This window comes from Algibacter mikhailovii (assembly GCF_014651495.1).
GTDB classification, from domain to species: Bacteria; Bacteroidota; Bacteroidia; order Flavobacteriales; family Flavobacteriaceae; genus Algibacter_E; species Algibacter_E mikhailovii.
Window position 1 is genome coordinate 183976 of the sequence record NZ_BMWZ01000006.1, and the last position, 13312, is coordinate 197287.

General features: G+C 34.3%; 7 protein-coding genes. All 7 read left to right on the plus strand.

The features are described 5' to 3' along the window. Window positions 1-24 precede the first annotated feature (24 nt). Window positions 25-558, plus strand: a complete 534-nt coding sequence (locus IE051_RS13635; protein ID WP_189361580.1) for a sialate O-acetylesterase — start codon at window positions 25-27, stop codon at window positions 556-558. A gap of 147 nt (window positions 559-705) precedes the next feature. Then, on the plus strand, window positions 706-2610 hold the full coding sequence (locus IE051_RS13640; RefSeq protein ID WP_189361582.1) for a LamG-like jellyroll fold domain-containing protein: 1905 nt from the start codon (window positions 706-708) through the stop codon (window positions 2608-2610). A gap of 365 nt (window positions 2611-2975) precedes the next feature. After that, window positions 2976-5042: a hypothetical protein gene (locus IE051_RS13645; protein ID WP_189361585.1), complete on the plus strand. Its 2067-nt coding sequence runs from the start codon at window positions 2976-2978 to the stop codon at window positions 5040-5042. Then, complete coding sequence (locus IE051_RS13650) at window positions 5039-5953, plus strand: sialate O-acetylesterase (protein ID WP_189361587.1); 915 nt, start codon at window positions 5039-5041, stop codon at window positions 5951-5953. The genes IE051_RS13645 and IE051_RS13650 overlap by 4 nt, the downstream gene beginning before the upstream one ends. Before the next feature lie 9 nt (window positions 5954-5962). Continuing rightward, on the plus strand, window positions 5963-7549 hold the full coding sequence (locus tag IE051_RS13655; protein WP_189361589.1) for a sulfatase-like hydrolase/transferase: 1587 nt from the start codon (window positions 5963-5965) through the stop codon (window positions 7547-7549). A 47-nt stretch (window positions 7550-7596) separates the two neighbouring features. Next, window positions 7597-9963: a glycoside hydrolase family 95 protein gene (locus IE051_RS13660; protein ID WP_189361592.1), complete on the plus strand. Its 2367-nt coding sequence runs from the start codon at window positions 7597-7599 to the stop codon at window positions 9961-9963. A 16-nt stretch (window positions 9964-9979) separates the two neighbouring features. Further along, window positions 9980-13078, plus strand: coding sequence for a glycoside hydrolase family 2 TIM barrel-domain containing protein (locus IE051_RS13665; protein ID WP_189361594.1), 3099 nt, complete (start codon window positions 9980-9982; stop codon window positions 13076-13078). Window positions 13079-13312 lie beyond the last annotated feature (234 nt).

The window sequence follows — 13312 nt, forward strand, 5'->3', positions numbered from 1 at the left end:
TTTATCCTATCCGGTTAATCTAAAATGAGGGGTTGGGGTAATAGTACTCAATTACCAGAGGAATTAAGTTCAGGATCGGAGAATAAACTCATTTTTGAAAAAGGTAAATGGCAACCATTAAAACCATTTAGTAAACCTAATAAGAGTATGCAAGCTAAGGGCAAACTAACTGAATTTCACTTTGGACCAGAAATAGCCTTAGCAAACGATATTTCAAAAGCATACCCAAACGAAACTATCGGAATTATAAAAAGTGCCGCAGGTGGTTCAGGAATTTCTGCTTGGTCTCCAAAATGGACATTTCAAAAAGCAAATCGCACTGGTGATGGTAAAAAAGGTGATTTATACAAAAAACTAATTGAGAAAATAAAAGTGGCTCAAAAAGCAGCTGATGTTGAAATTGTTGGGTTTTTATGGCTGCAAAGTGGAAAGGATATGACTAAAATAGAAGTTAATAAAGAAAACATTATTAAAATGAAAGATAATCTACAACTTCAAAAAATCAAAAATACATGTTCAGGAGTTGGGCATGTTATTTTTGCAAGATTTCAAGCATAAGAAGATATACCGAATGTAAAAGTTGTTGTTTAAGAAAATTTTGAAAAACATCCTAAAACGTGCATTACAAAACCAAAGGACAACTTGATTTAAGTAAAAATTATGCAAAATATTATTTAAATTTTATTAAAAATAATTAATTCCCATATGAACACATCACGTATCTTAGTTACACTTTTTATTTATTTATTCGTCTTCCAAGGGGTAATTGCCCAAGATAGTTGGCGCTTTATCAATATTCCTGATTATCATAAATCAGAAGGGCTAAGTGCAGAAAGCGATGAGATAAGACAAGAAAGAATTAAAGAACAACAAGAAGGCTTTGTTGATATGTTCAATCAACATGGAGGAGAACTCATTACAATTCCCGGCGATATTGTTAGCGGGCATTGGTATAGAAAAAAGTTTCTCAAAAAGTTTAAATCCAATCCGAAATTTGCAAATTATTCCACGTCTCAAGTGGTTTCAGAAGCTTGTAAAAGAAGCTTTGGTGGCTTGAAGCAAATTATTCATGATGCTGGGTATAAAAATTTATTAGTCGCCGTTGGTGATCATGAAATAGGAGATAATCCTTGGTCTAAAAACTCAGAGGTTGTGAAACATATACCTACTTTTAGAAAAGAGTTTGCATCTGTTTTTACCAAAGATAATTATGGTAACTCTCGTTTCACAAAAAATATTGGGAGTGCATTACCAAGACCAATTGGAACCATATACGAGCATACCTCCAATGCATATCAGTATAAAAATATTCTGTTTATTACGCTTGATATGTTCCGATTTGATTCTAAAGACAAAATTTTGGGCGGCCAAGGTGTTGTTACGGGTGATATATCTGGAAAACATTTTGATTGGTTAGAAAGTGTATTGAAAGAATCTCAAAATTTAGAATCCATCAATCATATTGTTGTACAATCACACCTACCTATTATTTATCCTGTTAGAAAATATGCCAGTAGTGGTATGTTGGTTGATGACAGTGAAAGTGAAAAAATATTAAACCTATTTAGAAAGTATCATGTCGATTTGTACTTAGCAGGAGAAGTGCATATGAATACCGTTACCAAAGACCCAAAGTCAGATTTAATTCAGTTTGTAGGACGCGGGAATGATTTATCAAACCTCACCACGGTAGATGTAGAAAAGGATTTGTTAAGTTTAGTGACTTATCATAATAATGGAGACGTTTTGGGAAGTATAGTAATTGATAAAAGAGGTAATCGTACAAAAATAAAAGGCAAAGGTTTATTAACACCTATCAACCCAAAAGGCTTACAAATTCATTGGAGTTTTGATGAGGTCTTAAATCCAAAGCAATATAAGAGTAGTGTGGACGGGACGTTTCCAAAACAAGGAAAACACAATCCGTTGATGAATCAAATTAAATCTCCAAAGGCATACTTAAATGATGGCGCTTTTAACTATGATTATTCCCTAATTGGAGAACAAGTAGAAATAAAAGATGGAATTATTGGGAGTGCAGCTAAAATTGACACAAAATCAAAATTATTTGTATTGCCTATTGGGCCACTAGATGCTGGTTATGAAAGAACCATTGCTTGTTGGGTTAAAACAAATGAATCTGGTAGGCAATTAATTTTTAATAGCGGTTCTTTTTGGAGTAAAAAAGGACAGTTTTTCAATCTTAGCCTTAATGAAGGTAATTTAGAATTGTCTCTAAGGCCAGAAATTTATACCCATACAAAGGGCATGAAAATAAACGATGGTAATTGGCATCATTTAGCGATTGTTTTGCCAGAAAAGCATGGGGCATTGGTAGACATCCAATTGTTTGTAGATGGAAAAGAAATTAAAGAAAACCATACTGAACGTGCCGGAACAAAAATAAAGACATCTCAAGCCAATTGGATGTCAATAGCAACGCAAGTTTCAACCTATAAAACAGACCTTTATAAAGTTATGGGGATGAAAAATTACAAAGGTCTTCTAGATGATTTTTGTATATGGACAAGAGCTTTTAATGAGAAATATATAATGCAATTATATTTAGAAGGATTAAAAGGCGTTAGTGCACTTGAGCTTGAAAAATAAGTTGGGTGCAATGAAAATATATTTTCTAATTTAAGTTTAAGGTTTACGATGGGTTATTCCTTATAAAGCTACCTTCAATGCTTTACATAACCATCAATTTTATTGGTTTAAACTCCTAAATGATTATGTGTTAGTTTTGGGTTCTTTTGTGTTAATAGAGCTGTTTAGGTTTTGCTAAATTGCACTCTAGTTATTGTTACACAGGATACTTTTAAGGTTTCAAATTCTTCATTAGTAAGGTTTTTAAGATTTCAGTTTAGAGAGAAAAATGAAGATGCTTCAGATATTGTTGGGGGAGTTGAAGATTTTGTAAGTACACAATAGCGAGACCTTTTTTTGTATTAAATAATTTCAGTTTTAAAAAAATGATAAGATCTAAACTATTAATTTTTATTTGTCTTTTTGGTTATGTTTTTAAACAACAGGCTCAAAACAAAATACTTGTTGATGTTTCGCAGGATTATGTTACTTCTTATGTGAAAGTAAAAAATGCAAAAGCCCGTTTTAGACCAGATAAATCCATTGTGATAGACATGGAAAAATCAAAACCTTTAGTGGAGTTGTATGCGCCAGAGACGCACTGGGATTTGCATAATAATACATCCGTTGCATTTGAGGTGGAAAACTTGGGAGAAACTTCAATAATGTTAAATTGCCATATAGATAATCATAAATGGAGTGAAGGCCTGCTCATACTTAACCCTGGAGAAAATGGAGTGATGCGGGTTCTAATTAAAGGAAATAAATTAGCCGAACAACACCCTTTGAAACGATCTTATTTGAAAATGAATGGGCTTCCTGGGGGCTATCTAGATCATTGGGATCCTTTAGATGCTGCTCATGTAAAAAAGATTAGTCTTTCACTTATTAATCCAAAAACAGGAGCAAAATTAAGTATCAGGAAATTAATAGCAGAAGGAGATTTACTAGCAAAATCATACAATGAAATTCAAAAAACGGGGTTCCCTTTTATTGATATTTATGGGCAGTTTACTAAAAAGGAATGGCAAGGAAAAATACATATCGACCTTGATTTTAAAATAGCTAAAGAAAAGGAGTTAAAGGATTTAAATGCATCGCCTTCCCCTAAAAACAGGAGTAAATATGGCGGATGGACTAGTGGCCCAAAACTAAAAGCAACTGGTCATTTTAGAGTAGAAAAAGTAAAAGGTAAATGGTGGTTTGTAGACCCAGATGGGTATTTGTTTTGGTCTCATGGTATTACTGGTGTTGCTAATGATGGCGCAGTTACACAAGTAGCAGGTAGAAAACATTACTTTTCAAAACTACCAAAGAAAGGAACCGCATCATATGCATTTGCTAAAGAAAAAAAAGGAAAAGTTGTAAGTTATAATTTTACGGCTTCAAATTTATTACGAAAGTACGGTAAAGATTGGAGTGCGATTAAAAGTGAATTGGCACATAAAAGGCTTCGTAGCTGGGGAATGAATACTATAGGGAACTGGTCTGATACGGACACCTATATGCAACGAAAAACCCCATACACTGTTAATGTGGCTTATACGAAAAGAAAGATAGGTGGAATTCTTAAATTTCCTGATGTTTTTGATGCTAATTTTAAAACAAATTTGCAAAAAGGATTTCTTAAGCAAAGCAAAACTTGGAATGACGACTACTGCATTGGCTATTTTGTTGACAATGAACTGCACGATTGGGGAAAGATTGGGAAATTAGTTTTGACATTTCCAGCAAATGCTAATGCAAAAATTGAATTGATAAATTTTCTTAGAAATAAATACTCAGAGATAACTAGTCTAAATTCTGCATGGAAAACTGGATATAAGTCATGGAATGAGCTTTTGAATTCAAAACAAAAAGCAAAAGGAAAAGTTGCATTTTCAGACCTTTTAGATTTTGAAAAAATAGTGGTTGATCTTTATTATAAAACATGTAAAGAGGTTATAGAAGAAAAAGCACCTAATAAATTGTACTTGGGAAGTCGTTTACATAATCATTATTATCCTAATAATTTGTCTCATCAAAAGTGGATTGTTCCAATAGCGGCAAAATATTGCGATGTGATAAGCTTCAACCGATACCGTTTTGTACCTAATGATTTAAAACCACACGATATTACCATTGATAAACCAATTATTATAGGGGAATTCCATTTTGGTGCGTTAGATAGGGGAATGCTACATACAGGGCTGCGGTCTGTTCAAAATCAAGAGCAAAGAGGCAAGGCTTATGTAGCTTATTTAAAAGGAGCATTAGAAAACCCTTATTTGGTAGGGGCGCATTGGTTTCAATATAGCGAGCAAGCTGTAACTGGTCGTGGAGATGGTGAAAATTATCAAATTGGTTTTTTAGATGTATGTGATACGCCTTATCAAGAAACCATTGATGCTAGTCGTGAAATTGGTTGCAAAATGTATAGAGTAAGAGAACAAGCCAAACAAAATATAAAATGATGAAACAAAAGCTACTTATTCTTTTATTGCTTTTTCCATTAGTAGCTATTGGCCAGCGAAAAGAAAAAGACACTATACGGTTATACTATCTTGGAGGACAATCCAATATGGATGGTTATGGTTATAATAAAGATTTGCCAAATTCACTAAATAAAGCATTTGAAAACGTTTGGATTTTTCATGGAAATCCTGTGCCTGATGAAAATAGTTCAGGAGGACAAGGTACATGGGAAACATTGAAGCCAGGTCATGGTGTTGGTTTTTCTTCTTATGAGAATAAAAACAAATTATCGAAAAGATTTGGTATTGAACTTTCTTTTGCTCAAAAATTACAAGAATATTATCCTAATGAAAAAATGGCTTTCATAAAATATTCAAGAGGTGGTTCATCAATTGACAGCCTTGCTGCAGGAAAATTTGGTTCTTGGGAACCAGATTTTAATGGAAAAACTGGAGTTAATCAATATGATCATTTTTTAAAAACCATTAGAAATGCTCATGAGTATGGAGATATTAATGGAGATGGAATTGAAGATTATTTATTACCAATGGGCATTATTTGGATGCAAGGTGAAAGCGATGGAGATAAAACAGAAGAAATAGCTAGCCGATATTACATACAACTAAGACGACTCATGGATTTAATCCGGGCGAGCCTGCTTTCAGATGATTTGCCAGTGGTAATTGGCAAGATTTCTGATTCACATAATATTGATACAGGTATAGTTTGGCCTTTTGGTGATTTGGTGCAGTATGCCCAAGAGAAATATGCTAAAACTGATAAAAATGCAGCCATTGTAAGAAGTACAAGAAACTATAAATATTCAGATCGATGGCATTATGACAGTAATGGTTATATCGATTTAGGAAAAGAATTTGCTCTAGCAGTTTACCAATTGAATCAAAATTAATCGAAAAATATGCCTAGATTCTCAAATATATTAGTACTAGTTTATATAATCTTTACTTTTTTTGGATGTGATACGAAAATAAAAAACTCATCTCCAAATGTTATTCTAATTTATGCCGATGACCTCGGTCGTGGTCTGCTCACGCACGAAGGACAGAAGATTATTAAAACGCCACATATTGATAAACTTGCTGAGTCAGGGGTTCGATTTGAAAATGTCTACGGTGGTATGTTTTGTTCTCCTGCACGCGCTAGCTTATTAACAGGTTATCATGATTTACATACTGATAAATGGGACATTTCTAGAGCGGGCTTATATTCAGATATTACTCGTGGTAAATATTCTAGGGAACAAGTAGAAAGTGCATACAACAAACAGGCTACTCCTGTTCCCGAGAGTGAAGTTTTCCTAGCCGAAGTATTTAAAAAATCAGGATATGTCACTGCACAAGTAGGCAAACTGGATTGGGGTTTTGCAACCACTCATAAACAATTAAAAAGGCATGGCTGGGATTACTATTATGGGTATTATGACCACCAACGCTGTCATGGTTTCTATCCTCCTTTTTTATTTGAAGACGGTAACATGGTCACGATCGAAGGAAATACAAGAGCAGATTGTGGTAAAACTGCTGAATGGGATAAGGATGGCGGTTATGAAGACCGGTGGAATATGGACGGGAAAGAGGTCTATTCTCAAAATTTGTTTTTAGATAAAATGATTCAATTTCTCAGAAATAATAGAGACGCACCTTTTTTTCTTTATCATCCCACGCAGCTACCTCATGGCCCATCATCCGTTCCAGAAATTCATCCTGATTTTGTATCAAATAAGAACTTGACCGAAATAGAAAAAACTTACGCATCCATGGTAAAAATGTTGGATGATCATGTGGGTGTGATTGTTGAAGAATTAAAAACTCTCGGATTATATGAAAATACTATCATTGTTTTCTCTAGTGATAACGGTCATGAAATTTATTATCCTTCAGAGGGCAAGATCAATAAGCCGATGATAAATATGCAAACTGGGAAGAAATTTGACAATATAAACACTAAATATTACAGTGAGTTAGTGGGGGATGTTTTTAACGGAAACGATGGTATGGCAGGTATGAAAAGAGACAATTGGGAAGGTGCTGTTAGGGTTCCACTCATTTATCACTGGCCTGGTAATATTGAAGGAGGTAAAATTATACAAACAAAGGTTGCTAATTATGACTTGATAAGCACTTTCGCAGACCTGTTAAACGTGGCGTTACCTGAAGAAAAAGATGGGCTATCTTACTTGCCGGAAATACTCGGGAAAGAGGCAGGCAAACTTCATAAATATATAGTTTTCTCTTCGTTTCATGGCCCTGCACTAGTTACCCAAGAAGGATGGAAGTTGCGTCATTTTGGCCCCAAAGACACCTATCAACTATACTACTTACCTGACGATTACCGAGAAGAAAGCAATTTGTCAGAGAAACATCCAGAACTTCTTGAAAGATTAAAGAAGGAACTTATTGAAGCTTGTTCTGGAGATATAAAAAATGGATGGTTTTCGTATCAATCAGGGATTTTGGAACTACCTGAAATTCAAAATAAAGATTAGTACTAATAATACATTTTAAATATTCAACATCACAACAATATAAAAACATGAATAACATTGCCAAATTATTAGTCTTAGTATTTATTCTCCAGGTAACTTCTTGCGATCAAATGGAAACTCAAATTCAAACCCAAACTATTCCTCTAAAATTATGGTACAACCAACCAGCTACTGACTGGCAGTCTGAAGCCCTCCCAATAGGTAATGGATATATGGGAACCATGTTTTACGGTGGCGTAGAAAAAGAACAAATTCAATTTGCAGAAGGCACACTTTGGAGTGGCGGACCCGGCAGTGGAGATGAATACAATTATGGTATTAAGAAAAATGCGTGGAAGCATCTTACTGAAGTGCGTGGTTTATTGGATGCTGGAAAAATGGATGAAGCTCATGATTTGGCAAACAAAGAATTAACAGGAACCATGTATAAAGCCAAAGACTCAAAATCTAGTTTTGGGAATTATGGTGCACAACAAACCATGGGGGACTTTTTTATAGAAGTACACCATGAGGGCCGTGTATCCGATTATGTTCGAGAATTAGACATTGAAAATGCACAAGGACATGTAAAGTACAAAATAGATGATACAAATTTCAGTAGGACTTATTTTGCGTCTTATCCCGAAAAAACGATGGTATATCATTTTGAAGCTGATTTGGCAACAGACTATAGCATTAATTTTGAAACACCTCACAAAAGAAACAGGGAATCATTAAATAAGTCAATCTATTCTTTTCAAGGGGAAGTTGCAGATAATGGTATGCAATTTGAAACGTGTTTAAAACTTGAAACTGATGGGGAGGTAAACTTCCAAAATGGAAAAATTGAAGTGAAAGGAGCGGTGTATTTAAATATGTACCACGTTGCTTCTACAGATTATATTAATAAGTATCCGGAGTATAAAGGCAATGATTATCAAGCTGAGAATAAAAAAATCTTGGATAATTTAAATGGTAAGTCTTACAACGATTTATTAGTCTCTCACCTAAAAGATTATAAAACACTTTATGATAGAGTAGAATTTGAATTAGTTGCAAAGGTCAATGACAGTATTCCAACTAATATCCGCCTAGAACAATATGCTGATGGAAATGAGGATTTGGGTCTTGAAGAGCTTTATTTTCAATTTGGAAGATATATGATGATTAGTTCATCTCGTCCTGGAACTATGCCCATGAATTTGCAAGGAAAATGGAACAACAGTACAAACCCTGCCTGGGCATGTGATTATCACATGAATATCAATCAACAAATGCTTTACTGGCCCACAGAAATTACGAATCTAAGCGAATGTCACACACCCTTATTCGATTATATGGAAACACTGGTGGAGCCAGGTAGAATTTCAGCTAAGGAATTTTATAACACAAGAGGCTGGGTAGTTAATACCATGAACAACCCATTCGGATATACCTCACCAGGTTGGAAATTTCCTTGGGGTGCATTTCCTGGTGGAGCAGCATGGTTATGTCAACATCTTTGGGAACATTATGAATTTACTCAGGACAAACAATATTTGAAACAAACGGCTTACCCGATTATGAAAGAGGCGGCATTGTTTTGGATTGATTATTTAATAGAAGATGAGAAAGGAAATTTGGTTTCTTACCCTTCGTATTCCCCGGAACACGGTGGGATATCTCGAGGCGCTTCAATGGATCATCAAATAGCGTGGGATTTATTGAACAATTGTATAACCGCTAGTGAGGTATTAGCCATAGACCAATCATTTAGAAAAGATGCATTAAGACTTAGAGATAAAATTTCACCACCTACAATTGGAAGTTGGGGGCAGTTACAAGAATGGAAAGAAGATGTGGACAATCCAGAAAGTAAACATCGTCACGTTTCTCACTTATTTGCGGTATATCCAGGAAAACAAATTACTGTTGAAAAAACACCGAAATTAGCAGGAGCAGCAAAGGTAAGTTTGAATGCTCGTGGAGATGATGGCACGGGATGGTCATTAGCTTGGAAAGTGAATTTTTGGGCACGTTTTAAAGATGGAAATCGTGCTTATAAACTATTTAGAAGATTGTTGTTTCCGGCAACAGTTAAAGGGGAGCGATTAATGGGACAAGGTAGTGGAACATTTTCTAACTTATTTTGTGCTCATCCACCATTTCAGTTGGATGGTAATATGGGAGGGACAGCTGGAATGGCCGAACTTCTGTTGCAATCGCACACAGGAACGTTAGACCTTTTGCCTGCACTACCGTCAGCTTGGCAAGATGGTAAGATAAAAGGTTTGAAGGCAAGAGGAGGCTATGAGGTAACTATGCAATGGAAAGATGGGAAACTATTTACGGCAGCAATTAAAGCTCAAAATTCAGGTAATTGTAGAGTCCGATATGGTAATTTTGATAATACAAAACAACTTGATAAGGGCGAAATTTGGAGTATTGTATTTTAAATAAAGTTAAATTGTTTTGTATAAATTATTTACCCTATTGCTAATAGTATATGTGAGTATTTCATATAGCCAATCAATTAATAATGACTGGGAGAATCAGCTTGTAACACAACAAAACAAAGAAAAACCTCATGCCACATTGTTTTATGACGCTAGTGGGAAAGATGTCACGTCACTAAATGGTGTCTGGGACTTTGCCTTTTATAATTATGTAAGTGAAATTCCTAGTAACTCAATACCTGAAAAATGGGACAAGATTGAAGTCCCGGCAGCTTGGGAAATGCAAGGATATGGTCTACCTATTTATACTAATATTACGTATCCATTTGATAAAAACCCACCTTTTATTGGTGGAGAAAATGGGAATCCTGTTGGGATTTATCAAACGGAATTTAAAGTTGATAATATAAAAGATAAAGAAATTTATCTACGATTTGAAAGTGTTTCTTCAGCCTTTTATTTGTGGATTAATGATAAGAAAGTAGGGTATAGTCAAGATAGTTGGTCCCCGGCCGAGTTTAATATATCAGATTATATTAATAAAGGGAAAAACGTTTTACGCATGCAAGTGTTCCGTTGGTGTGACGGTAGCTACCTTGAAGATCAAGACGGATGGCGCATGTCTGGAATTTTTAGAGATGTATATTTGGTAGAGAAATCTAAAGTTCATATTAAGGATTATTTTTTCACTTCTGATTTAAACCAGAATGCAGCTTCATTCGGTTTGGAAGTAGACTTAAATGAATCAGATAATAGGAAACTCAAGAATTACAAATTAGGCTATGAATTGAGTGATAATAATGGCAAAATAATATCAAAAAACACTGAAAGCCTTAATGCATTTAAGTCATTTAGTGACGCATTAAAAGATGTTAACCGTTGGTCAAATGAGTTTCCAAATTTATACACCTTAAAAATAAAATTATTCCATAAAAATGAATTAATTGATAGTATAAAATCTAAAGTCGGTTTTAGAGAGATTGCCATTTCAGAAAAGAATGAACTGCTTTTAAATGGGCAACCTTTTATTGTTAAGGGCGTTAATATAGTAGAGCATGATCCTATTTATGGTAAACATATTCCTAAGGATCGACTGGAAAAGCAAGTTAAACTGCTTAAAAGATATAACATTAATACAGTACGAACCTCGCATTATCCTGCCACGCCATATTTTTATAAGTTATGTGATGAATACGGAATTTTAGTCATTGATGAAGCCAATGTAGAATCTCACGGTATGCGTTATGGTACAGCTTCATTAGCCAAGGATCCTACATGGGAACAAGCACATGTAGAGCGTATTGAAGCCATGATACATAGAGATAAAAATCATCCCAGTGTTATTTTTTGGTCCTTTGGGAATGAAGCGGGTAATGGTGTAAATATGGTGGCCATGCAGCAAAAAGCTAAAGAAATTGATACGTCAAGGCCAACCCATTATCATTCTTCAGAGGCGCCTATTTCATTTGATACTTATGGAGGAGGCATTTGGAAAAACGGAAAGCGACATAGTTTTGGACGTTATCAATCTGTAAATGATATGATTTATATTGGTAAAATGAATCTTGATAAACCATTTTTACTAAATGAGTATGCCCATGCTATGGGGAATAGTATTGGTAATTTACAAGAATATGTAGATGTTTTTGAGCAATACCCTAACCTTATTGGTGGATGTTTATGGGATTGGGTTGATCAAGGTATTACAAGACATGTTGATGGTAGTTATGGAAACAAAATCGCAGACATAGAGCGAGCACATGATGGGTGTGCTATTCCTGGAAGTGATTATTATTGGGCCTATGGTGGTGATTTTGGCGATACCCCTAATGATGGTAATTTTTGTATGAATGGCGTAATGATGGCAGATTTAACACCGAGCTCAAAATCAGAAGAAGTCAAAAAAGCCTATCAAGAAATGGCTTTTAATCTTATAGATATTGAGTCTGGTAAAATAGAAATTAAGAATAAATATCATCTTACAAATACCAATAGTTTTGATTTTGTATGGACCTTACTTAGAAATGGAAAAGTTCAGAGACAAGAGAGGTTTGATCTAGATATTATGGGTCGGTCAAAAAAAACTGTTACATTACCAAGCTGGGAAAGTATTAAACATAATGGTGATGAATATATTTTGCAGATATCCGCTGTTTTAAAAGAGTCGACGTCTTGGGCGAATGCAGGTTATGAAATTGCATTTGAAGAATGGATTATTAAATCAGATGCATCTAAAAAGTCTTTAAACCTGGCATTTGAAAGTAATCCCGAAACTGAAGCATCTGAAAATAAGTTTATAGTAGGTTCAGCAAATACAAGGATAATTTTTAATAAAAAAAGCGGTAATATAGAATCAATTTTTAAAAATAATAATCCAATTGTTGAAGGAGGTATAGCATTGTCTTTTTATAGAGCGCCCATTGATAATGATAAGTTTTTAGTCAAATCATGGAATTCAGTACAACTTGACAGCCTAATTGTAAAGGTTGATGCTTTTGAAACTGAAGTGATAAATGGTAATGCTATTGTAACTATTCGTAAAACCCATAAAGGCAATAAGCGCATTAATTATATTAAGACTGTAGAAGAATTTAGAATTAATAATGATGCAGAAATTAAAAATACGCTTAGCATCGAATTTATTGGCAATAATCTTCCGAATACCTTACCTCGTATAGGATATGAAGTTAAACTATTAAACAATTACAATAGGGCTACTTGGTATGGTAAAGGTCCAGGTAGTTCATATAGAGATAGAAGCACTGGGATGAAAATGGGTATATATTCAGCTAATATTAATGAGCTCTTTGTTAATTATGCCAAACCGCAATCCAACGGCAATAGATCTGAAGTACGATGGTTAGAAATTGAGAATTTAATTAATAGATTTAAAGTGTCTTCAACAAAACCATTCAACTTTTCGCTTCAGAATTATGATATTCAAGATATTATAAATGCAAAATTCACTTACCAATTAAAAGAAAATCAATACAGTATTTTACATTTAGACTTTGAGCATGGCGCCATTGGTAATGGAAGTTGTGGTCCAATGCCCATGGAGAAGTATTTACTTAAGCCTTCAATAAAAACTTATGAAATGCATATCAAATTGTGAATTGAAGAATTAAGGTTGCTTTTAATTTGATAATTAGTGGATGGTGATGGTTAAAATTCGCCATTTTGAATTTGTAGATTTTGATTTACTTGCTATCATTAATATTTGAATACCTTTTTTTTATAAATGTTGAATTTTTTATTAGATGGTGATGCGCGAGATATATGGATTTGTAATTGTATGTTTAGTGATTCCCTTATACTTTTTTATGTCACAAGTTGAATGACAGTTTGA

Coding starts and splice junctions, on each gene's coding strand:
- IE051_RS13635 (WP_189361580.1), top strand. CDS start 25: ATGAGGGGTTGGGGTAATAGTACTCAATTACCAGAGGAATTAAGTTCA.
- IE051_RS13640 (WP_189361582.1), top strand. CDS start 706: ATGAACACATCACGTATCTTAGTTACACTTTTTATTTATTTATTCGTC.
- IE051_RS13645 (WP_189361585.1), top strand. CDS start 2,976: ATGATAAGATCTAAACTATTAATTTTTATTTGTCTTTTTGGTTATGTT.
- IE051_RS13650 (WP_189361587.1), top strand. CDS start 5,039: ATGATGAAACAAAAGCTACTTATTCTTTTATTGCTTTTTCCATTAGTA.
- IE051_RS13655 (WP_189361589.1), top strand. CDS start 5,963: ATGCCTAGATTCTCAAATATATTAGTACTAGTTTATATAATCTTTACT.
- IE051_RS13660 (WP_189361592.1), top strand. CDS start 7,597: ATGAATAACATTGCCAAATTATTAGTCTTAGTATTTATTCTCCAGGTA.